The following is a 19,793-nucleotide window of genomic DNA, read 5'->3' as shown; positions in this document are numbered from 1 at the left end:
CGATGTACCTGACGAAGGAGGAGGAGCTCATACTCGCAGGGGAGTACGGCTACGCACTCCAGAAGGCCATGGAGATACTGGTCGCCCTCGGTGAAATCTACGGTGCGGACAGGCTCATTCCCATTAAAAGCGCCCAGATTGCCGGTGTCTCCTACAAGAACATCGGCGATGCTGGAATCGAGTTCTTGAGGGATTTCGCCGATGCTGGCGCGAAGGTCTCCGTTTACACGACGCTCAACCCGGCGGGGATAGGAGACGACGAGTTCATGGAGAAACAGGCGCAGGTTCTTGAACTCTACCGGAGAATGGGAATTGAAACCACATCCACCTGCACCCCCTATTACGGCGCGAACCTTCCGAAGTTCGGTGATCACCTTGCCTGGAGCGAGAGTTCAGCTGTAAGCTTCGCGAATTCCATACTCGGAGCGAGAACCAACCGCGAGGGCGGCCCCTCAAGCCTGGCCGCCGCGATAGTGGGCAAAACCCCCAACTACGGCCTCCATCTCGACGAGAACAGGAAAGCAACGGTGGTCGTCGAGGTTGATGCAAAGGTGGAGACCTTCGTGGACTACTCGGCGCTCGGCTACCACCTCGGTAAGGCCCTCGGCAACGACGTCCCCTATCTCAGAGGGCTCAAACCCTCTAACGTGGAGTACCTCAAGGAGCTCGGCGCGGCTATGGCCGCGAGCGGCTCGATAGCCCTCTACCACGTTGAAGGCGAAACGCCCGAGTACCACCGGGCCATTGACGACAGGCTTGAAACGATAACCGTAGAAGAGAGTGACGTACGGACGGTGAGGGAGGCTTTTTCCGACGACTGGAGCGAGATTGACATGCTCCTCATCGGCTGTCCACACGCCTCCTTGGCCGAGATAAAGGAGATTGCCGAGCTGCTGAGGATGCGCGGAAGGCCCCTGAAGATACCGCTCTTCATCACCGCGAGCAGGGCCGTTAAGGCTCTGGCCGACGCACTCGGATACACCGAAACGATAGAGCGCTACAACGGTCGCATTATCCCGGACGTTTGCTTCGTCGTGTCGCCAATCAAGGGATGGTACGGGGGTGTGGCCACCAACAGCGGTAAGAGCGCCTTCTACTTCCGCTCCTTCGGCTTTAAGGTGAGGCTCGACGATGCCGAGAGCCTAATACGGGAGGCACCGTGAGGTGGGAACATGAAGCTCAGGGGAAGGAAGATAGTCGGAGGAAAGGCAGAGGGCGAGCTGATAGTCTCCAGAAAGCCCCTATCGTTCCTCGGCGGTGTCGACCCCGAAACCGGGATAGTGACGGACGCCGAGAGCGACATCAGGGGGCAGAGTATCGCGGGCAAGATACTGGCGTTTCCACGGGGGAAGGGCTCCACAGTTGGTTCCTACGTCATCTACGCTCTTAAAAAGAACGGTAAGGCGCCGAAGGCAATTCTGGTCGGGGAAGCGGAGACGATAGTCGCGACCGGGGCAATAATAGCCGGAATTCCAATGGTGGACGGGATAGACGTCTCAAAGCTCAGGAGCGGAAAGAGGGCCACCGTTAACGCCGATGAGGGACTGGTCGAAATTGAGGAATAGCCTTTTTAAGCTCCCCATCAATTCCTTTCAAGGGAGCCAAAATGCCGAAGGGAGTCTACGAGTGCATCAACTGCGGACACAGGGAGGTCGTTGACTCCACGGAACCCCTAATCGAGAGGGCCTGCCCCGAGTGCGGTGGGGACATGGTTCTGGTGGAATTCCAGACCGAACCGGAGGAATTAACGCTCCCGATTAATCAGGATGTTACCTTCCTCCCGGAGGCAGTTGAGAGAAAAGTTATGGAATTCTACGATGCGGAACTTGAGAGAATAGATGGGAGAGTTTTTGTGTTCAGGGTTCATGCAATCAGGGAGAAGAACTTTGAGAGGGTTCTGAACGAACTGGAGGAGCTCGGCTACTGGGCGGCTCTCAAAAAACGCGGGGGGGACATTCTGCTGTTTGTCTTTCCTGCCGAAAGAATAAAAGAGGACAACAGGTGGCTCCCGTGGATTTTTCTGGTGGCCACGATATTCACAACCCTATTCGCGGGCTACTACCTTTCATCCCTCTACATCCAGCTCCTCGATTACTACAATCTCCCTGGGATAAGGAATCCCTACGTCAACGCGGTGGCTTTTTCCATAAGTGTGATGGCCATACTCGGAACCCATGAGCTGGGTCACAAGATCGCCGCGGCCTATCACGGCGTCAGGGCAACGATGCCCTACTTCATCCCCTTCCCCAGCATGCTGGGAACCCTCGGAGCGGTTATAAGGGTCAAATCACCGTTGCCGACGAGAAATGCCGCCATAGACCTCGGCGTCAGCGGCCCTATAGCCGGTTTTCTGGTAGCGATACCAGTGAGCATAATAGGGCTGAAGCTCTCGGTGCCGATACCCCAGAACCTGGTTCCGCCCACCGAGGGGGGAATCGTCTTCGGCGAGAACCTGTTCTTCATGTTAATAGAGAAATACGTGGTTACGTTCCCCGAGAACAGTGTCGTGTTCCTTCATCCAGTCGCCATCGCGGGATGGGTTGGAATTCTGGTGACATTCCTCAACCTCATCCCGGCGGCCCAGCTCGACGGGGGACATATAGCCCGCTCATTCCTCGGGGAGAAGGCCCACAGGTACCTCACGATGGTCGTTGGTCTAGTTCTCATAGGCATGAGCTTCCTCTGGGTTGGTTGGCTCATCTGGGGAATGCTGGTTCTCCTGATGGGCTCCGTTGGGAATCCTGGGGCACTTGACGAGGTCTCCCCAGTGTCAAGAAAGAGGCTTCTCCTGGCCGTCATTGCGGTGATAATATTCATAATCTCCGCAACGCCGAGACCGATGTGGGTCAGCGGTTGATTCCCTTTCTCTCCTTGAGTATCTGTTCGATGTCGTAGTATATGGAGTCCCTCGAAACGCCGAACATCCTGGCTATCTCCGATATGTTGAGAACCTTGGGGTTGTAGTTGAAGTCCCTGAGAACCTTGGCAAGTAGCTCCCTCCGCTCCTTTATGGTGTACTCATCAAAGGCTTTGGGTTCAAGGGGTGCGTTGTAAACAAGAACCGCAACCGCATATGTTCGCCTGGTGACGGGTGTTGTATAAGTTCCAACCTCGAAATCGACGATTTTAGCGTCTCTTGGAAGGGCCCGGTTGAGCTTCTCCAGCGCTTTTTGAATGGCATCCTCTTTGTGCTTTCCAGGAGAATAATCGGCCAGAACCCCCTTCCGTGCGTTACCCTGGGGATCGAGCAGAAGGGTTACCGTAAGATTCATGAAAGCTCCGAAGGTAAGGTGGATTTTTGAGGAATATATAATACCTCCACGATTAGATAGCAGATTCTTTGACTTTGCTACAACATCCTTCACACAATCCTCAATATTGACGGACTCCGATTGTACTGCCACTAATTCCACACGACCACCTCTGGGCTTTCTGCAGTATTGGGGAGATTTAACTTAAATTTGAGGAGAAAGCTATATAAGCTTTTTCAGTGCATTAATACATGAAGTAATCCTTCGGAGGTGGATAACATGAAGAGGAAAGCCCAAGGTGCCATCGAGTACCTGTTTATGATTGCTGCCGCCCTGATAATAATCCTGATTGTGGTCAGGCAGCTCCAGGGTAGGACGAGCACTGCTACAGAAACCATCAAAAATACCTCAAGTGCATTAGAGAGCAACCTTACAAACCTAAGTAGCACTAGTTGAGTTGCTTCCATTCTAATTTTACTTTTTAACCTTTTAAATTCACGGTAAGGATCTCATTTTGAGCATTACAGTCTATGGGGTGACCAATAATGGATAGAAACGCCCAGGCATCTATGGAATACATACTGATGTTTGCAGTAGGAATGTTAATAGCCGCTATAATAATTTATAAGTTAATAGGAATCAAAGGACTCGCTAGATGGGCGGGAGCTCAAATGAGTGATACGGGAGAAAATATATCCAAAAACCTTCAGAACCTGAGTAACACAACTAGGTGACAAGGTAAACCTTTTTAGGATGTCATTTTCAGCTTTATTCCAGGTGATGGACATGGGATTCCTCTCCTTCGGTTCAAAGAAGAGCAAAATAAAAAAGCTCATAGAAGAGGAGCGTTTTGATGAGATAGTCGCGATGGCAGTAAAAGACAGGAAAGCCTTTAACAGTCTCCTTGAACTCCTCGACGACCCGAATCCTGGGATAGTCGGGGACACGCTACTGATACTCACCAACGTTCTGGATACCAGCCCATCGGCGGCCAAACCCTACCTCTCTGAGGCGTTCTTCAGGAAGCTGATGAGGCTGATGGAGCGAAAGAACCCCTACGTGCGTGAAAACGCCATGATGCTATCCTACAAGATAGTGACCGGGTTTCCGGAGATAACCTCAAAGCATAGGGGCTGGATGGTAGACGTCATACGAAGGGGTCTGACCGAGGGCACCAAGGATCAGAAGGGCTTCCTGCTGATGGTGGTGGGAGAGCTGGGCCTCTCTGAGCTGAGGCAAGAGGTCGAAGAGCTCGTCAACGTGCAGGATAAAGTTATACTTCCCTTCGAAGGCAAAAAGTGGATCCCACTGGGGGAAATAGCAAAGGAGACCCTCGAAAAACTTTCATGAGTTGAAATTCTATTGATTTGTTTTTGCTTTCGTTTCAGTTTCTGCGAAAGGTTAATAAGGATGGTTCAGTATTAACTACTCCAGGTGATACCATGCTTGAAGAGTTGCTGCTGCTGTTTTTCCTCTTCCTGGCCATCATGCTGGTGGTCAAGGTCGGCTTTGGCATAATCAAGTACCTAGTGGCCAATGCAATAATCGGTCTGATAATACTGTGGTTCACAAACTGGATAGGGATATCCGACGTGCCACTGACGGCACTGAACATCCTGGTGGTCGCCATAGGCGGAATACTCGGCGTCATAGCACTCATAATAGCCTACTGGTTCTAGCCGTTTCTTCCTAAACTTTTATAAATTCCCCACGTTTTTCTTCGTGCGGGAGAGAATTCTCGGAGAGTGATGCTCATGTCTCACAAGTCCGCTGAAATGTACGAGCTCAAAAAGAAGGTCGAGGAGCTGAAGAGTTATCGAGGTCGAGCTACCGAGCTGGTCAGCCTGTACATCCCCGCGGGTTACGACATAAACAAGGTCATGCAGCAGCTTAGAGAAGAGTACGGGACGGCTCAGAACATCAAGAGCAAATCGACCCGAAAGAACGTCCTCGGAGCCCTTGAAAGGGCCATGCAGCACCTCAAGCTCTACCGGAAGACGCCCGAGAACGGTCTCGCTCTCTTCGTCGGGAACGTCAGCGAGCAGGAAGGTGTAAGCGACATCAGGCTCTGGGCGATAGTTCCCCCTGAGCCGCTGAAGGTCAGGCTCTATCGATGTGACCAGACTTTTATAACCGAGCCACTTGAGGAGATGCTCCGTGTTAAAGACGCCTACGGCCTGATAACGGTGGAGAAAAACGAGGCGACCATCGGACTACTCCGCGGAAAGCGCATTGAGGTCATAGACGAGCTGACTTCAAACGTCCCCGGAAAGACGAGGGCTGGTGGTCAGTCCGCGAGGCGTTACGAGAGGATCCGCGAGCAGGAGACCCACGAGTTTATGAAAAGGATTGGCGAGCACGCCAACAAGGCCTTCCTCCCGCTCCTGGAGAAGGGCGAGCTGAGGGGAATAATCATCGGCGGCCCGGGGCCGACCAAGGAAGAGTTCGTCGAGGGCGACTACCTCCACCACGAGCTCAGAAAGAAGGTAATAGGCGTCGTTGACATCAGCTACCACGGCGAGTACGGCTTGAGGGAGCTCGTCGAGAAGGCCAGCGACATACTCAAGGACCACGAGGCGGTGAAGGAGAGGCACCTCATACAGAACTTCTTCAGGCACCTCGTCAAGGACACGGGGATGATAACCTACGGTGAAAAGGAGGTCAGGCAGGCGCTCGAACTCGGCGCCGTGGACACGCTCCTCATCAGCGAGGGCTACGACAAGGTTCGCGTTAGGGCCAAGTGCAACAACTGCGGCTGGAGCGAGGAGAAGACGATGAGCGAGCAGGAGTTCCACGTCTACAGGAAGAAGCTCACCCATTGCCCCAAGTGCGGCAGCCAGAACATAACCTTTGAGAAGTGGGACGTCGCGGAGGAGTTCATAAAGATGGCCGAGGAGGCCGGCTCGAACGTGGAAATCATTTCCCTCGACACGGACGAGGGCCAGCAGTTCTACAAGGCCTTTGGCGGCCTTGGGGCGTTCCTGAGGTACAAGATTCACTGAAATTCCCTTCCCGTTTCTTATTCTACGTTACAGGCTCGGAGGTCAGATACTCCATTCCACGCCGGCTTCCAACCGCTCACATTCTCCATTGTATCCTCTCCTCCGAACGGAACTTGACAATGATACACCGAAATTATTATAATCTGTGTGCACAATTTTGTGTTGGTGGGTTCATTGTTCGTTGACAGGGAGCGCGAGCTGGAGTTCCTAGAAAGAAAATGGAACGAGCCTGGGGCCCAGCTCATAATCCTTTACGGAAGAAGGCGCGTGGGGAAAACGGCCCTGATTAAACGGTTCCTCGAAGGGAAGCCGGGCGTGTATCATCTAGCCACGGCGGACTCAATGGCCGAAAACATCAGGGATCTCGGCAGGGCCCTCGCGCGTTTCACAGGCAGGGACTACTTCACGGACATCCGCGAGTTCACGAGGCTCCTCCTCAACTTCGGCAGGGAGGTTGGAAGGAAAAGGGTGGCCCTCGTCATTGATGAGTTCCAGTACCTCACGATGCTTGAAAGCGGCGTCTTGAGCAAGATGCAAAAGGCATGGGATGAGGGGTTGAAGGATACGGGAATTTTCGTAATCCTCTGTGGCTCCTCGGTGGGGATGATGGAGAGAATTCTGGAGTACAAAAGTCCACTCTACGGCAGAAGAACTGGACAGTGGAAGGTCTCCCCCTTTGACATCAGAGCCGCGGCCAGGATGCTTCCGGGGAAGGACTTTGAGGACCTTGTGAAGACGTACCTGGTCTTCGGGGGCGTTCCGTTCTACCTGGAGTTCGTGGGGACAAAGACGACGGAGGAGGCCATAAGAGAGCTCGTTCTCCGCAAAGGGGAGATTCTCTACGAGGAGCCGGAGTTCCTCCTGCGAGAGGAGTTCAGGGAGCCGAGAACATACAAGCTCGTCCTCAAGGGCCTCGCCCTCGGGTACGAGACCCTCGGTGAGCTCTCAGGCTACACGGGATTGGAAAGGAGTCACCTGTCCAGATATCTGGATATCCTCCAGAGACTTGACATGGTTGGTTATGAACTGCCCTATGGCAGGAGGAAGCGGGGGAGGTACTTCATAAGGGACAACTTCTTCGCCTTCTGGTTCCGCTACGTCTATCCCAACCTCTCAGACCTTGAGCTGGGACACGTCGAGGAGGTGTGGGAGAGGATTGAGCGGGACATCAACGCCTACTACGGGATGATGTTTGAGAGGCTCGTTAGGGAGATGCTGTCCCTCAGAATCATCGATTTCGGCCAGAGGAGCGTTCACCGGTGGTGGCACAAGGGTGAGGAGATAGATGCCATAGCCGAGCTGGATGGGGGGTTTCTGTTCGTGGAGGTCAAGTGGAAAAAGCTGAGCGGAAAGGAAGCCAAGAGGATACTGGAGGGCCTCAGAAGAAAGGCGGACAGGTTCGATGGAGAAAAAAGGTTTCTCCTGGTGGCAAGGAAAATAGAGGATAAGACCGACGGGATGCTCGACCTAGAGGATCTCAGGACTCTCGTAGAGGGAGACGGAATCAGCCCAGCACCCCGGTGAGGAGTTTCCTTATTTCCTCCTTCACGTCCTCGCCGTCCATCACGTACGGAGGCCTGAGGACGGGTTTTATCGAGAATCCCCTGAGCGACATGGCGAGCTTTATCGCGGAACCGAAGGATGAGGCAATGTCGTAAACCTTCGAGAGCCTCGCAAGCTTTCTCGCGTGCTGGAAAGCCTCCTCAAAGCGCTTTTCCTGGAAGGCCTTCCAGAGGGCAAGGTGAACCTCCGGAGCGAAGTTGGCACAGGCCATTATCCCCCCGTCCCCGCCCAGAACGAGCGTGTTGAGAAAGTGCTGGTCGAGGCCTGTGAATACCCTGAAGTCCTCCCTTTCGCCCTTTACATCAAGGATTACGTCCCGGACGTGGTTAACGCTGTCAATCGTCTCCTTGACCCCTGCGATGTTCGAATATTCCAGAGCCAGGCGTTTGATCAGGGGAACGCTCAGGGGGTTGGCACAGGACGGGATGTTGTAGAGGATGATCGGGATGTCCGTTTTCTCGGCCACCGTCGAGTAGTGTGCAAAGAGAGCATCATCATTCAGCGGGCAGTAGTAAGGGGGCGCTATGACGGCGTAGTCAGCTCCAATATCCTGGGCGTGCCTTGTGAGCTCCACGACCTCCGAGGTGCTGGAAGATGCCGTGCCCACGAGGTAGAAGGAAGCATTGACGAGCTCCCTGCCCCTCTCGGCCAGAAACTTTCTCTCCTCGATGCTGAGGCTCGTGAACTCACCGGTTGTCGCGTTGATGAATATCCCGTGAACACCGACCTTCTGGAGGAACTCAAGATGCTCCTCAAGAGCTGAAACGTCGATGGAGTAGTCCTCGTTGAAGGGCGTCACCAGGGGTACTATAACACCGCGCATGAGACCACCGGAAATGTTTGGGGCAGAAGGTATTTTAGGGTTCCGGGAAGTTTCTAAGTACCGGCACCGATACCTGGTATCGGGGGCGATACAAAATAAAATTAGAAACGCTGAATCACATCTTCTCCGGCGCCTCTATGCCGAGCAACTCAAGCCCGTTCCTGAGAACCTGCTTGACAGCCAAAACGAGCAACAGGCGCTCCTCCCTGATTCCTTCTGCGGCTTTAAGCACCGGGTGGTCCATGTAGAACTTGTTGAAGAGCGAGGCCAGCTCGTTGAGGTAAGCCGGAATCAGATGGGGCTTGATGTCCCTGCCGGCGCTCTCTATGACCTCTGGGAACTTGGCGAGGAGCTTTATGAGTTCCTTCTCCCTGTTGGTGAGCCTTGAGAAGTCGGCCTTTTCGAGCAGGGATTTCCACTCGACGTTGAAACCACTCTCGTCCGCCTTCCTGAGTATAGAGGCGCAGCGCGCGTGGGCGTACTGTATGTAGGGCGCGCTCTCCCCCTCGAAGTTCAGCACGTCGTCCCAGCGGAAGGTTATCACCTTGTCGGGGCTGTACTTGACGAGGTTGAAGCGAACCGCGCCTACTCCAACCGCTTCAGCTATCTCCTCCTTCTCCCCCTCGCTCAGGCCTGGGTTCTTCTCCTCGACGAGCTCCCTCGCCCTCTGCACGGCCTCGTTGAGGACCTCATCGACGGTGAAGCCGACCCAGGTTCCCTTCCTTCCCGAGAACTTGCCCTCTTCCCTCACAACGTGCTCGTAAGCGAGGTGGTGGAAGTTCCCGGCGGCATCCTCAAAGCCGAGGAGCTGGAGGGCGTACTTTATCGCCATCTGCGGGTGCCTCTGCTCCGCCCCGATGACGTTTATGACGATGTCCCCCCTGCCGAACTTACCCGGCATCTCCTCTCCGTCCGGCGCGGTCGTCCACGTCTCGTGGTTTCCGATTTTGTCCCAGGGCCTGTAGAGCATATCGGCCTTTACCTTGCCGAACTTCCAGAGGTGATACGCTATGTCCTTGCCGGTGTAGGTGGCGGTCCCGTCGCTCCTCCTGAGGACGAGGAAGGGGTTCTTCATGTCGGGGAAGAGCTTTCTGAGGTCCATCACGAAGGCTCCCCTGTATTTCCCCTCCGTGGCCCAGAAGAAGTTCTCGTTGGCCTCTATGAGCCCGTAGGCTTCCCCGAATATTCCGCTCCTCATTATGTCGCTCTCCCAGCTGAGCAGGTCGTAGGCTATGCCCATGCGGTAGGTGGTGAGCATTTGAGCTTTAACCACGCGCTCGGCCAGCTTCCTCCCGATTTCTGCTATCTCGTTGTCGCCTTCCTCAAGCTTCTTCATAAGCTCGCGAACCTCTTTATCGACCTCTGGATTCTCTTCAAGCCTCCTGTTCACCTCGACGTAGAGGAGCCCCATAACGTGGTCTATGAAGTCCTCCTTCAGGTTTTTCTCCCTCAGCTCGGCCTCGATCCTCTCGAACTCCTCCTTCATGTTGAGGTAGCCCCAGAGAACCTGCGCGAACTGGACGCCGAGGTCGTCGATGTAGTTCTGAACCTCAACGGTGTAGCCAAGCTTCCTCATGATCCTCGCCATCGTGTCACCGAGGACCGCGTTCCTCGCGTGCCCCATGTGGAGGGGCTTGGTTGGATTGACTGACGTGTGCTCCACAATGACCTTCTTTCCGTTTCCAAGGTCGCTTTCGCCGTAGGCCTCCCCGGTCTCAAGAATCTCGCGAACGAGGTCCCTTCCAAAGACGTCGTAGTTCAGGTAGAAGTTTATGTAGCCATTCACAGCCCTGACATCCGCGATCTCGTCGGGAAGCCTCTCCCTCAGCCGCTCAACTATGTCCTCAGCGATGAGCCTTGGAGCCTTCCTGAAAACCCTGGCAAGCTGAAAGGAAACCGTCGTTGCAAAATCACCGAGCTCTATACTGGGAGTGTCGTCAAAGGTTATCTCGCCTTCCCATTCCTTTCCTTCTTCTTCAAGCATTTCCTTCAGAGTTTCCCGGAGGATGAGCCTGATCTTATCCTTAACCTGAGAGTATCCCATTCCCACCACCGCAACCACTTATACCCAACCTTTAAAAAGTTCTCCGACGGATTTACTTTGGGGATGGGTATGAAGCACCACGTTGGAGAGCACAAGGCCAAGAAGGGTCTGATAAGGATAGAATTCGATGAGAGGGATGGAATAGCCGAGCACGTTAAGATTACCGGAGACTTCTTCATACACCCCGAAGAGACCGTCCAGGAACTCGAAAGAGAGCTCGAAGGACACAGACTTGACGAACTGGAGAGGGTGATGGACGAGTTCTTTGCGGTGAGGATGGACGTGGAGATGCCCTACGTCAACGTTGAGGACTTCAAGATAGCCCTGAAGAACGCCCTCAGAGAGTGAGGTGGGCCCCATTGCTCAAAGTTGATGTGGAGGTTCCCGGAAAAACCTTCGGATATCTCATTATGGTTTTCCTTGCGGCATCTTTTATCGGGTATGCCTTCGCGGTTGGAAATCCCAGCGCCGCGATGGAGGCCCTTAAGAGACTCGCCGAACAGATAGGGCCGATCTCCGACTCCAGCTTTGAGAACTTCGTTAAGATATTCACCAACAACTCCATGGTGGCACTCTTCATGTTACTCTCAGGCCTTTTCTTTGGCATAGGCCCCTGGCTCATAATGGCCTTCAACGGCTTCATGGTCGGTCTCGTTGTCAGAGCGGTTCAAGAAAACGGCGAACTCTCCTTTTCTCAGATAATCCTCGGTCTGATACCCCACGGGGTTATTGAGATACCTGCGATAGCACTCGCGGGAGTCTCCGGGATAGTCTGGTACCGTGAGATAGTTAGGGGAGAAGGTGAAACTGGAGAAAGGTTCAGGAAAGGGGCGGAAAAAGCCCTGAAACTATTTGTGGTCTCAGTTCTGCTCCTCCTTGTTGCGGCCTTCATTGAGGCCTACATAACCCCGCGCGTTGCCGGGGTCTGAAGTCTCCTCCACCTTCGTCGTCATGAACGTTCCGAACTCCTCGTAGGTCTCTATCTCGCGCAGGATTACATCCATTGGATTCTCGAAACCGCTCACGACGCTCCGTATGTAGGTCCGGTAGCTACCGTTCATCTCCATCATGCGCTCCGCCATCATGGCGACCTTCACCGGGTCGGTTGAGTGGAACTTCACACCCTTCTCCACGAGCCACTTGGTGACTGCCAGCAATCTTCCGGGGTAGGTGGAGATCGTAGGGGTTCCGAGGGCTATGGCTTCCCTGTTCATTGTTCCACCGGCACCTATCATGAGTTTAGCGTAGTATAGCAGGCTGAGACTGTCAACCGGCTTTTCAGGCATCAGCACATTTTCAAAGTGTTCAAAACGTCTCCTCTGCTCCTCTGTTCTTGGGAAAAGTACTATAGGGACATCCGGGAGGAGCGGAATAACGTCCTCAAGAACGCTCCTCGGAGGCCCGTTGAAGTAGTTGGCCTTTATCGGCTCAGTGCGCATGACTATGTACTCCCCGCGCCTTAGACCCAGCTCCTTCAAAACCTTCCTGTCTGGAATGAAGCCGTAGAGATGGGCCAGCTCTGAAAAGCCCTTAACTGGGCGCATCCCATTTGGGTCGGCACCACATCTGAGGAGTTCGTAGGCGTCAATGGCTGTTGGGTAGAGAAGGAGTGTGGTGTAGGGGAGTATCAGCTTGTTCTGGGCAACGGCCGTTTCGTTATCAACAAAACCTACCGAGGGTATCTGGAGGCCGAAGGCAACCCTTGGAGCTTCAGCAGAGTGTTTGTAAAGGGCCAGGTCGGGTTTTTCCTCAATTATGAGCTTGGACAGCTTGTACATCCTCTCGGTACCCGCCAGGAGTTTGCCTTCAAGGGTGGCACCGCCGTGCTTTCCCACAACATAATAGTCAAATCCCAACATGTCGAGGATTCCGGTGAGCCCGTCGAACTCACGGGTCGTGACCAGAACCTCATGTCCAGCCTTCTCAAGCTCCCTTATTACACCTTTGAAGAAGTGAACGTGAGGGGCGTTCGTGATGTCAATCCATACTTTCATTTTACCACCCAATTACTGGACAACTCTGTTCAATATAAGGCTTTCCCAAAAACGATTGTGAAGCGTTCTTTTCAAAGTTTTGTCATGCCGTTTTAAGGCCAAGGAACGTTTAAAACGCTTTCTTTCGGTGAAATTGAGAAAAGCACACGATATCCTGCGGGAAGAAAAACGTTGGAGGGGCCGAGAGAGGTCAAAGTCAGGCAGATGAGGGAAATCCGGCCGGAAATCGTTTTTTGGAAAAGGCTTTTATTCAGGGACGGAGTTACGGGTAGTGGGTGGAAAGCATGCTGGACAGGATAGAAAACAGAAGTGTAGAGATAGCCGTGATAGGTCTGGGTTACATAGGTCTTCCAACTGCGATAATGTTCGCCAACGCAGGTTTTAGAGTCACCGGATACGAGATTAGAAAGGAGGTCGTTGAAAAGATAAACTCCGGGAAGGCTCACATCGTCGAACCGAAGATAGACAGCCTCCTTAAAAGGGCCATTGAAAACGGCAACCTGAGAGCAACATCTGACCCGGAAGACATCAGGGGCAAGGATGCCTATATAATCTGCGTGCAGACGCCTTTAAAGGACGACAAGACTCCTGACCTCTCATACCTAGAGGGCGCCGTCAAGACGGTTGCCAACACGATGAAAAAAGGTTCCCTCATAATAATCGAAAGCACCGTTCCACCGCTCACCACAGTTAAGATGGCAACGCTCATAGAGGAGCTAACGGGCTTCAAGGCTGGAAGGGACTTCCACATGGTTCACGCCCCGGAGAGGGTGATGCCGGGGAGGATATTTAAGGAGCTCGTCTACAACTCACGCATCTTCGGCGGGATAACCCCCGAAAGTGCCGAGCTTGCCGAAAGCCTCTACCGCTCCTTCGTCAAGGGGCAGACCTTCAAGACCAGCTCCACCGTTAGTGAAGTCGTCAAGCTCATGGAGAACACCTTCCGCGACGTCAACATAGCCTTGGCGAACGAATTCGCCTTCCTCGCCCACCAGTATGGGATAGACGTCTTTGAGGCGATAGAGCTGGCCAACACCCACCCGAGAGTCAGGATACACTCACCCGGCATAGGCGTCGGCGGCCACTGCCTTCCGAAGGACCCCCACCTTCTCCTCTGGCCGGCGAAGGAGGACTTCGGGCTGATAAGGCTTGCAAGGGAGATAAACGACTCGATGCCCCTCTTCACCAAGGATTTGCTCTTCTCGGCCCTTAGGGAACTCAACGTTCCACCGGAGGACGCTGTAGTGGCGGTTCTCGGTCTGGCCTACAAGGGCGACAGCGACGACACAAGGAATTCCCCCGCCCTGGCCTTCATAGGGGCCATCGAGGGTGACGTCGCGGAGGTGAGAACCTACGACCCCTTCGTCGGGGGGAGCGCGGGAAGCGTTGAAGACGCTCTTAATGGAGCCGACGCGGTCGTCATAGCGACCGACCACACAGCCTTCAAGTCTCTCGACTGGGAGAAACTCGGAAAGCTCATGAGAAGCAGGATTCTGATAGACGGCAGGCACGTCGTGGAGAAACCGCCCCGCGGATTCGTCTTCAGGGGTGTTGGGAGGGGAGAGTATTGAAGCCCGCCTTCGTCTTTGGAACGCGGCCGGAGATAATAAAGCTCGCCCCCCTCATAAGGGCGTTTGAGGAGAGAGAGGTTAAACCGCTCCTCGTGCACACGGGGCAGCACTACGACTATGAGATGAGCAGGGTCTTCCTTGAGGAGCTCGGGCTTCCCGAGATAGACCACCACCTGGAGGTCGGCTCCGGAACACAGGCGGAGCAGACCGGGACGGCGATGATAAAGATCGAGCGGGTTCTGATGGAAGAAAGGCCAGATGTAACCATTGTCCAGGGAGACACCAACACGGTTCTGGCCGGAGCCCTGGCAAGCGTCAAGCTGAAGATACCTGTGGCTCACGTTGAAGCGGGTCTGAGGAGCTTTGACAGGACGATGCCGGAGGAGATAAACAGGGTTTTAGCGGATCACGCGAGCGAGGTTCTCTTCGCGCCGACCGAGGAGGCCAGAAAGAACCTTGAACGCGAGGGCATAGCGGAGAACGTCTACGTCGTCGGCAACACCGTCGTTGATGCGGTTCTTCAGAACGCTGAGCTGGCCGAGAGCAAGAGCGACGTCCTGGAAAGGTTCGGCCTGAGGCCAAGGGAGTACGTTCTGATAACAGCCCACAGGGCCGAGAACACAGACAGCAGGGAGAACCTGGCTAAGCTGGTGAAAATCTTCGAGAGCCTGCCGATGACCGGAATTTATCCCATGCACCCTCGCACGAGGAACAGGCTGAAGGAGTTCGGCCTGTGGGAGAGGGTAAGCTCGGCCGAAAACCTGATTGTAACCAAACCCCTCGGCTACCTCGACTTCCTCAGGCTGGAGAAGAACGCCTTTGCGATAATGACGGACTCCGGTGGAATACAGGAGGAGGCGATAATCCTCAACGTGCCCTGCTTAACCCTCCGCTACAACACGGAAAGGCCGGAAACGATTGAGGCCGGTGGCAACATCCTAGTCGGTCTCGAAAAGGAAAGGGCGATAGGTTATTTGAGGAAGCTCATGGACGACGAGGAGTTCTACAGGAGAATGGCGAGCGCGCCGAACCCATTCGGCGATGGAAAATCTGGGGAGAGGATAGCCGACATACTGCTGGGACTTTACAAAGAGGGAAAACTAAAGGTGAAGAGCTCAAGGTTCATTTAATCAGAGCTTTTCTCCCTCTTCCCCTCCAGTTCGAGGTCTTGAACCTGGCCGGCTATAACTTCGGCCGCTTGTTTCAGGAGGTAGTTGTGATAACCCCTGACGCTTATAATTCCCACCGATTCGTCGGAGATGTCCGCCAGAATGTACGCCTGAACCTGTGGTTCCGTGGTGTTCAAGAACTCTATCAGCGCCCTTTTCTTATTGGTGGCGTTCCTGTACCTGAGGTAGTGAGAGGGATCGCCGGCGCTTGAGTATATCGCGACGACCCTTACCTCACCCCGCGCAAACACGGGGAAATAGCTGACGTTGGACCACTCAACCCACACGGCTAAGAATTGACCGTCGCACTCAACGGGGGCCGAAAGGAGAAGAACCCTGTATCCCTTGGACATCAGCTCACCGGCCACGAGTTTTCCAAATGGAGAGTCAGGATAAACGCAGAAGCCAGTATAGAAGGTCGCGTTGGCGTTCTTCAATGCTCCAACCCGGGCGGTTGAATGTGTTTCGGACTTTGCCAGGGCAAAATCGCCGAAGTAGAACGCAAGAACCAGGATTATCACGACTATACCGGCAAGGTGCACTTTTCCCATTCCTCCCCCCCAGTAACATAACACCATACCGGAATTTAAACTTTTTGGAGTTAAATTTGAACGATGTCCAAAAAATTAGTGAATTCGACATTGAAGTGGTTATGGGATGGAGACAGCGGCCCGGTTCTCGCATGATTCATATGATAAAGGCAAGCTATCAGACAGGCGTGCCGATGTAAATACCGTGCCTCGTCCTGACTATCCTCACCCGGATTCTGTCTCCTATCTCGGCGTCCGTATTTATGACCTCGATGAGCCTGTTCCTAGCTTTCGCCAGCATTTCACCCTTTATCCTCCCGGGGAGGACGACCTCCGCCCTGACTATTTCCCCGGGCCGGAAGGCGAGCGGAATGAACTCTCGCTTCTCCATGCCGAAGTGCTTCGGCCTCAGGACGAGGGGCCTCATCCCCGTTTTTTCCTCCAGCTTCCTGAGCCAGGCGTAGAATTCCTTGAAGGGGACGAGCTTTGCTATCGTCGGGTTCCTGCCGAACTTGTAGGGGATGTAGTTCTGGAAGCCGAGGGCCGGCCAGCGCTTCCCGGCGCCGATTTTCCGTGCAAACTCGATGAAGGCCTCGGCCTCGTCGTCGTTTATCCCGAAGATTATTACCGGGGCGATGAGGACGTCTATCCCAGCGTTGACTAAAGCTTCCGCCATATCGAGGACGTGCTCGAGGTCGTAGCTCTTCATCCCCATGAGCATCTTGGCCTTTTCCGAATCGAGGGAGTGAAGAGAGAGGTTCACCCTGTCGAGACCGGCCTCGGCGAGCTCCTCGACAAGCCTGTCGTTGAGAAGAGTTCCGTTGCTCTGCATCGAGATAACGGAGACGTTAGGGTGCTCTCGGAGGGCCTGGACGAGCTCGACACGGAAAGGGTAGAGGAGTGGTTCACCCTGGCCATCGAGATGAGCCTCAAGCCCCCTCCCCTTTATCCTCGCCACCTCGTCGAACCACTTCATCAGGTAGTCTATGTCAACCACGTAGTCGAGCTTCCTCGTCCTCGAGTAGGGCCCTTCATCGACGGAGCAGAAGATGCAGCTTAAATTACACCCGCTGACACCGCGGATCTGTATGAGGTTCGTCCCCCTGTCTATCAAACCGAAGGCGTTGTAACCGAGGAGCGGGATTTCCATGCCCTCGTGGATGTAGAGGACCTTCCTCCCGGTGTAGCGGTTCCTCAAAAGTGCGCCGAGGTTGTTCTGGACGTAGATTGCAACGTACTTCTCAACATCTGGATAGTCCGTGTCTATGACCAAGGCTCCGTTCTTCGCGGTTATCTCGGGTCTCACGCGGTATTTCCTTTTAATAACCCTCACGAGCTCATCCTTCTCAAAGTCAGCGTAGAGCGTCTCGCGCCACACCAGCCTTACTCTCTCACCGATGTCCTCAAAACGGGTGTGGGGGAGCCTTACCTCGATCATATTTGCGGGTTTCGCGGAGGTTTTAAAAATCCGCCGATGGATAAAACATCCGCTCCTTGGTGGCGGATTCCCGGCATTAGGCCCAAAGGTTTTTAAGGAGAGGCCTTTTGCCATCATGCGAACATGGAAACATTTTAATATTATTGAATTAAACAGTCTAGTGATGGACTAGTGTGGGTGATAGGGAATGTGGGGAAAGATTGAGCATTACTTTGACGAGTATCCCGTTAGGAAGCAGATAGCCAAGACGCTTCTCAAGTACGGTCTCAGGGTCTCAGATGACATGAAGATTAAGGCCGGCGACATAGAGGTTCCGTACACCAAGATTGCGAAGGCCCTTGACGTTGACCGGCGCGTTGTGAAGGAAACAGTCGGGATGATACTCAAGATACCCGAGCTGAAGGAGATATACACAAACCTCGAGCCAACCGTTCACATGAAGTACGTCGGCAGGCACGTCGGCTACGGTGTCATCGAGATCGAACCAGAACCCCGGGCTATAGGGATCCTCGCCAAGATCGCCCAGAAGATAGCCGAGAGGGATATAAACATCATCCAGGTCGTTGCCGAAGACCCCGAACTTTACCCCGAGGCAACGCTCACGATAATCACCGAAAAGCCTATCCCGGGCGACCTAATCAACGAACTCTCCAAACTGGAGGGTGTCAAGAGGATATCCATCTACTAACGGATTCCCCATTTTGACTGAAATTTTTGTCAATTTTTCCATGAATCCCGGGAACAGATTTGGGAACTTCGTGACTCCTCTCAAGTTATGCGCCATGAGGAACCCTTTCTAACATCAGAGAACAAGTCTGATGCCCCTATTTTAACCAAACGTTTTAAACCTTTGTTCTTCGCAGGTAAGGTTTATAAGTCATTGTTTAAAACCAAAAATTAGCTTCGCTTAACTCTATTGGGAGCACTTCCATCAACCTGCGGAGGGTTGTCGAATGGGAGAAGCAAGCAGGATAAGCCGCTACCTGTACACGGTTATCGTACTGTTCCTGATATGGCTGTTTCTAACGGCCAGTTTGGACCCACAGGAACTGGAAATCGGCCTGCTACTGTCACTCATCGTCGGTGCCTTCACCTACGAGATATTCACAACGAACGGCCTCGCAAACCTCAGTCCAAAGAGGATAGCATATGCCATAGCGTACATCCCCTACTTCCTGTGGGCGATGATAATGGCAAACCTCGACGTCGCATACAGGGTTCTGCATCCCAAGAGACCCATAAACCCGGGAATAGTTGAGTGCAAGACCGTTCTCGAAAGTGACGTTGGGAAGCTCAGCCTAGCTAACTCCATCACCCTAACTCCAGGAACCATAACCCTCGACGTGGATGGGGACAAGTACTTCATCCACTGGATAGACGTCAAGGATGATTCTGTCGAAGGCGCCTCCAAGAACATAACCCAGCCCTTTGAAAAGTTCCTGAAGGTGATCTTCGGATGATAGGGATAAACATTTATCTCGCTCTTATAGCCATAGCAACGCTGCTCAGCATGTACAGGGTATTCAGAGGACCGACCACCGTTGACAGGCTCGTTGCCGTCGACATCATGACCACGATAACCACGGGACTCATGGTTCTCTTCGCGCTCTACTACCAGAGGATGATATTCCTCGACGTTGCGCTGGTTTACGCCATACTAGCCTTCGGTGGAGTCATAGCATTCGCGCGCTACCTGGAGGGAGGCCTATGAACGCGCTCGCAGCCATCGGGGAAATCCTCGTACTGCTGGGAACTTTCTTCTACTTCCTGTCGGCACTGGGCCTCATAAGAATGCCCGACGTCTACAACAGGATGCAGACATCGACCAAGAGCGCCACGCTCGGTTCACTCGGTGTCCTGGTGGGCGTAGGAATCTGGGCCCTCGGCACGGACTTTGGAAGCATTCCCTGGCTCACAAAGACGGTGGTCATAGCAGTCTTTCTGCTGCTCACCAACCCGATAAGCGCCCACGCGCTCATAAGGGCGGCCTACAAGAGCGGCATACCCCTCTGGGAGGGCAGCGTTGTTGACAGGTACAGGGAGCACCTGGAAGCCAAGGAGAAGGAGAAAGTTGAGGCTCCCGAGGGAGCCGAAGAAACACCCGCCGAGGAGGGTGGTGAGGAATGAACTGCATAACCTGCATTGAGTACATCATAGTGGGCATCATGATAATATCCGCGGTTCTCGCGGTGGAGTGGAGGGACCTCCTGGCGGCTGCCGTTGGAATGGCCGCGGTAAGCCTGTTCGCCTCACTGCTGTTCTTCATGCTGCAGGCACCGGATGTTGCGATGACGGAGGCGGCCATAGGCGCAGCACTCAGCGGTGCGATATTCATCTTTGCCATCAAGAGAACCCAGCGCTTTGAGACCGAAGAGGAGGAGAAGCCCGGCTGGTGGGTGAGGTGGTAA

The 19,793-nt window shown here is 53.8% G+C and carries 24 protein-coding genes; 18 read left to right on the top strand and 6 right to left on the bottom strand.

Annotation, left to right across the window (positions count from 1 at the left end):
- Window positions 1-2 precede the first annotated feature (2 nt).
- The 3 genes from E3E37_RS02445 to E3E37_RS02435 are packed head-to-tail and all read left to right on the top strand — an operon-like array spanning window position 3 to window position 2,857.
- On the top strand, window positions 3-1,163 hold the full coding sequence (locus E3E37_RS02445) for an aconitase X catalytic domain-containing protein (protein ID WP_167714605.1): 1,161 nt from the start codon (window positions 3-5) through the stop codon (window positions 1,161-1,163).
- A gap of 9 nt (window positions 1,164-1,172) precedes the next feature.
- Window positions 1,173-1,565, top strand: a complete 393-nt coding sequence (locus tag E3E37_RS02440) for a DUF126 domain-containing protein (protein ID WP_167714604.1) — start codon at window positions 1,173-1,175, stop codon at window positions 1,563-1,565.
- Between the two features lie 41 nt (window positions 1,566-1,606).
- Window positions 1,607-2,857 (top strand): site-2 protease family protein, encoded by a 1,251-nt coding sequence (locus tag E3E37_RS02435; protein WP_167714603.1) that lies wholly within the window; start codon window positions 1,607-1,609, stop codon window positions 2,855-2,857.
- Here E3E37_RS02435 and E3E37_RS02430 read toward each other — a convergent pair.
- Window positions 2,847-3,272, bottom strand: coding sequence for a hypothetical protein (locus tag E3E37_RS02430; protein ID WP_088864457.1), 426 nt, complete (start codon window positions 3,270-3,272; stop codon window positions 2,847-2,849). The two genes, E3E37_RS02435 and E3E37_RS02430, sit on opposite strands and share 11 nt — an antisense overlap.
- Window positions 3,273-3,530: 258 nt before the next feature.
- Between E3E37_RS02430 and E3E37_RS02425 the strand changes: the two genes are divergently transcribed.
- The 6 genes from E3E37_RS02425 (at window position 3,531) to E3E37_RS02400 (ending at window position 7,777) form a co-directional block, all read left to right on the top strand.
- Window positions 3,531-3,707 carry a class III signal peptide-containing protein gene (locus E3E37_RS02425; RefSeq protein ID WP_167714602.1) on the top strand — a complete coding sequence of 59 codons (177 nt, stop codon included), beginning with the start codon at window positions 3,531-3,533 and terminating at the stop codon, window positions 3,705-3,707.
- 89 nt (window positions 3,708-3,796) lie between these two features.
- Window positions 3,797-3,985 carry a hypothetical protein gene (locus tag E3E37_RS02420; RefSeq protein WP_167714601.1) on the top strand — a complete coding sequence of 63 codons (189 nt, stop codon included), beginning with the start codon at window positions 3,797-3,799 and terminating at the stop codon, window positions 3,983-3,985.
- 52 nt (window positions 3,986-4,037) lie between these two features.
- On the top strand, window positions 4,038-4,601 hold the full coding sequence (locus E3E37_RS02415) for a hypothetical protein (protein ID WP_167715316.1): 564 nt from the start codon (window positions 4,038-4,040) through the stop codon (window positions 4,599-4,601).
- Window positions 4,602-4,693: 92 nt separating this feature from the next.
- Window positions 4,694-4,930, top strand: a complete 237-nt coding sequence (locus E3E37_RS02410) for a pro-sigmaK processing inhibitor BofA family protein (protein ID WP_088864453.1) — start codon at window positions 4,694-4,696, stop codon at window positions 4,928-4,930.
- A 75-nt stretch (window positions 4,931-5,005) separates the two neighbouring features.
- Complete coding sequence (prf1, locus tag E3E37_RS02405) at window positions 5,006-6,253, top strand: peptide chain release factor aRF-1 (RefSeq protein WP_088865762.1); 1,248 nt, start codon at window positions 5,006-5,008, stop codon at window positions 6,251-6,253.
- A 159-nt stretch (window positions 6,254-6,412) separates the two neighbouring features.
- Window positions 6,413-7,777 (top strand): ATP-binding protein, encoded by a 1,365-nt coding sequence (locus E3E37_RS02400; RefSeq protein WP_371731665.1) that lies wholly within the window; start codon window positions 6,413-6,415, stop codon window positions 7,775-7,777.
- On the opposite strand, the gene E3E37_RS02395 is transcribed toward E3E37_RS02400, so the two are convergent.
- Both E3E37_RS02395 and E3E37_RS02390 read right to left on the bottom strand, forming a co-directional pair.
- Window positions 7,758-8,639 carry a dihydrodipicolinate synthase family protein gene (locus E3E37_RS02395; protein ID WP_167714600.1) on the bottom strand — a complete coding sequence of 294 codons (882 nt, stop codon included), beginning with the start codon at window positions 8,637-8,639 and terminating at the stop codon, window positions 7,758-7,760. The genes E3E37_RS02400 and E3E37_RS02395 overlap by 20 nt on opposite strands.
- A 115-nt stretch (window positions 8,640-8,754) precedes the next feature.
- Entirely contained in the window at window positions 8,755-10,683 is a 1,929-nt protein-coding gene (locus E3E37_RS02390) for an arginine--tRNA ligase (protein WP_167715312.1), read from the bottom strand.
- Between the two features lie 69 nt (window positions 10,684-10,752).
- Here E3E37_RS02390 and E3E37_RS02385 point away from each other — a divergent pair, with 69 nt between their 5' ends.
- Window positions 10,753-11,031 (top strand): lipoate protein ligase C-terminal domain-containing protein, encoded by a 279-nt coding sequence (locus E3E37_RS02385; RefSeq protein WP_167715311.1) that lies wholly within the window; start codon window positions 10,753-10,755, stop codon window positions 11,029-11,031.
- Window positions 11,032-11,042: 11 nt separating this feature from the next.
- The gene (locus E3E37_RS02380; protein WP_240921888.1) at window positions 11,043-11,612 is read left to right on the top strand and encodes a stage II sporulation protein M; all 570 of its coding nucleotides are present in this window, start codon (window positions 11,043-11,045) and stop codon (window positions 11,610-11,612) included.
- Here E3E37_RS02380 and E3E37_RS02375 read toward each other — a convergent pair.
- A complete protein-coding gene (locus E3E37_RS02375) occupies window positions 11,544-12,677 on the bottom strand; it encodes a DUF354 domain-containing protein (protein WP_167714599.1) in 1,134 nt (377 codons plus the stop codon). The two genes, E3E37_RS02380 and E3E37_RS02375, sit on opposite strands and share 69 nt — an antisense overlap.
- A 284-nt stretch (window positions 12,678-12,961) precedes the next feature.
- Here E3E37_RS02375 and E3E37_RS02370 point away from each other — a divergent pair, with 284 nt between their 5' ends.
- Window positions 12,962-14,248, top strand: coding sequence for a UDP-N-acetyl-D-mannosamine dehydrogenase (locus E3E37_RS02370; RefSeq protein ID WP_167715307.1), 1,287 nt, complete (start codon window positions 12,962-12,964; stop codon window positions 14,246-14,248).
- Window positions 14,245-15,378: a non-hydrolyzing UDP-N-acetylglucosamine 2-epimerase gene (gene wecB, locus E3E37_RS02365; RefSeq protein WP_167714598.1), complete on the top strand. Its 1,134-nt coding sequence runs from the start codon at window positions 14,245-14,247 to the stop codon at window positions 15,376-15,378. The genes E3E37_RS02370 and wecB overlap by 4 nt, the downstream gene beginning before the upstream one ends.
- Here wecB and E3E37_RS02360 read toward each other — a convergent pair.
- Entirely contained in the window at window positions 15,375-15,968 is a 594-nt protein-coding gene (locus E3E37_RS02360) for a hypothetical protein (protein WP_167714597.1), read from the bottom strand. The genes wecB and E3E37_RS02360 overlap by 4 nt on opposite strands.
- A 157-nt stretch (window positions 15,969-16,125) precedes the next feature.
- Window positions 16,126-17,385 (bottom strand): radical SAM protein, encoded by a 1,260-nt coding sequence (locus tag E3E37_RS02355; protein ID WP_167714596.1) that lies wholly within the window; start codon window positions 17,383-17,385, stop codon window positions 16,126-16,128.
- 187 nt (window positions 17,386-17,572) lie between these two features.
- Between E3E37_RS02355 and E3E37_RS02350 the strand changes: the two genes are divergently transcribed.
- The 5 genes from E3E37_RS02350 to E3E37_RS02330 all read left to right on the top strand — a co-directional run bounded on the left by E3E37_RS02350 (window position 17,573) and on the right by E3E37_RS02330 (window position 19,793).
- Complete coding sequence (locus E3E37_RS02350; RefSeq protein ID WP_012571457.1) at window positions 17,573-18,073, top strand: hypothetical protein; 501 nt, start codon at window positions 17,573-17,575, stop codon at window positions 18,071-18,073.
- Between the two features lie 265 nt (window positions 18,074-18,338).
- On the top strand, window positions 18,339-18,845 hold the full coding sequence (locus E3E37_RS02345; RefSeq protein ID WP_088864443.1) for a Na+/H+ antiporter subunit E: 507 nt from the start codon (window positions 18,339-18,341) through the stop codon (window positions 18,843-18,845).
- Entirely contained in the window at window positions 18,842-19,096 is a 255-nt protein-coding gene (locus tag E3E37_RS02340) for a monovalent cation/H+ antiporter complex subunit F (RefSeq protein ID WP_088864442.1), read from the top strand. Before E3E37_RS02345 ends, E3E37_RS02340 begins: the two co-directional genes overlap by 4 nt.
- Window positions 19,093-19,512, top strand: coding sequence for a monovalent cation/H(+) antiporter subunit G (mnhG, locus tag E3E37_RS02335; protein WP_167714595.1), 420 nt, complete (start codon window positions 19,093-19,095; stop codon window positions 19,510-19,512). The genes E3E37_RS02340 and mnhG overlap by 4 nt, the downstream gene beginning before the upstream one ends.
- Entirely contained in the window at window positions 19,509-19,793 is a 285-nt protein-coding gene (locus tag E3E37_RS02330; protein WP_014788046.1) for a DUF4040 domain-containing protein, read from the top strand. The genes mnhG and E3E37_RS02330 overlap by 4 nt, the downstream gene beginning before the upstream one ends.

Source organism: Thermococcus sp. ES12, from assembly GCF_012027515.1.
Classification (GTDB): Archaea; Methanobacteriota_B; Thermococci; order Thermococcales; family Thermococcaceae; genus Thermococcus; species Thermococcus barossii.
The sequence above is the reverse complement of the archived record's forward strand: the minus strand, read 5'-3'. Positions and strand labels throughout refer to the sequence as shown.

What these genes read in the sequence shown, in the direction of transcription:
- E3E37_RS02375 (WP_167714599.1), bottom strand. Translation starts at nt 12,677, where the DNA reads ATGAAAGTATGGATTGACATCACGAACGCCCCTCACGTTCACTTCTTC.
- mnhG (WP_167714595.1), top strand. Translation starts at nt 19,093, where the DNA reads ATGAACGCGCTCGCAGCCATCGGGGAAATCCTCGTACTGCTGGGAACT.
- E3E37_RS02345 (WP_088864443.1), top strand. Translation starts at nt 18,339, where the DNA reads ATGGGAGAAGCAAGCAGGATAAGCCGCTACCTGTACACGGTTATCGTA.
- E3E37_RS02445 (WP_167714605.1), top strand. Translation starts at nt 3, where the DNA reads ATGTACCTGACGAAGGAGGAGGAGCTCATACTCGCAGGGGAGTACGGC.
- E3E37_RS02330 (WP_014788046.1), top strand. Translation starts at nt 19,509, where the DNA reads ATGAACTGCATAACCTGCATTGAGTACATCATAGTGGGCATCATGATA.
- E3E37_RS02425 (WP_167714602.1), top strand. Translation starts at nt 3,531, where the DNA reads ATGAAGAGGAAAGCCCAAGGTGCCATCGAGTACCTGTTTATGATTGCT.
- E3E37_RS02385 (WP_167715311.1), top strand. Translation starts at nt 10,753, where the DNA reads ATGAAGCACCACGTTGGAGAGCACAAGGCCAAGAAGGGTCTGATAAGG.
- E3E37_RS02415 (WP_167715316.1), top strand. Translation starts at nt 4,038, where the DNA reads ATGGGATTCCTCTCCTTCGGTTCAAAGAAGAGCAAAATAAAAAAGCTC.
- E3E37_RS02350 (WP_012571457.1), top strand. Translation starts at nt 17,573, where the DNA reads ATGTGGGGAAAGATTGAGCATTACTTTGACGAGTATCCCGTTAGGAAG.
- E3E37_RS02395 (WP_167714600.1), bottom strand. Translation starts at nt 8,639, where the DNA reads ATGCGCGGTGTTATAGTACCCCTGGTGACGCCCTTCAACGAGGACTAC.
- E3E37_RS02340 (WP_088864442.1), top strand. Translation starts at nt 18,842, where the DNA reads ATGATAGGGATAAACATTTATCTCGCTCTTATAGCCATAGCAACGCTG.
- E3E37_RS02355 (WP_167714596.1), bottom strand. Translation starts at nt 17,385, where the DNA reads ATGATCGAGGTAAGGCTCCCCCACACCCGTTTTGAGGACATCGGTGAG.
- E3E37_RS02440 (WP_167714604.1), top strand. Translation starts at nt 1,173, where the DNA reads ATGAAGCTCAGGGGAAGGAAGATAGTCGGAGGAAAGGCAGAGGGCGAG.
- E3E37_RS02370 (WP_167715307.1), top strand. Translation starts at nt 12,962, where the DNA reads ATGCTGGACAGGATAGAAAACAGAAGTGTAGAGATAGCCGTGATAGGT.
- E3E37_RS02410 (WP_088864453.1), top strand. Translation starts at nt 4,694, where the DNA reads ATGCTTGAAGAGTTGCTGCTGCTGTTTTTCCTCTTCCTGGCCATCATG.
- E3E37_RS02360 (WP_167714597.1), bottom strand. Translation starts at nt 15,968, where the DNA reads ATGGGAAAAGTGCACCTTGCCGGTATAGTCGTGATAATCCTGGTTCTT.
- prf1 (WP_088865762.1), top strand. Translation starts at nt 5,006, where the DNA reads ATGTCTCACAAGTCCGCTGAAATGTACGAGCTCAAAAAGAAGGTCGAG.
- E3E37_RS02435 (WP_167714603.1), top strand. Translation starts at nt 1,607, where the DNA reads ATGCCGAAGGGAGTCTACGAGTGCATCAACTGCGGACACAGGGAGGTC.
- E3E37_RS02420 (WP_167714601.1), top strand. Translation starts at nt 3,797, where the DNA reads ATGGATAGAAACGCCCAGGCATCTATGGAATACATACTGATGTTTGCA.
- E3E37_RS02390 (WP_167715312.1), bottom strand. Translation starts at nt 10,683, where the DNA reads ATGGGATACTCTCAGGTTAAGGATAAGATCAGGCTCATCCTCCGGGAA.
- E3E37_RS02430 (WP_088864457.1), bottom strand. Translation starts at nt 3,272, where the DNA reads ATGAATCTTACGGTAACCCTTCTGCTCGATCCCCAGGGTAACGCACGG.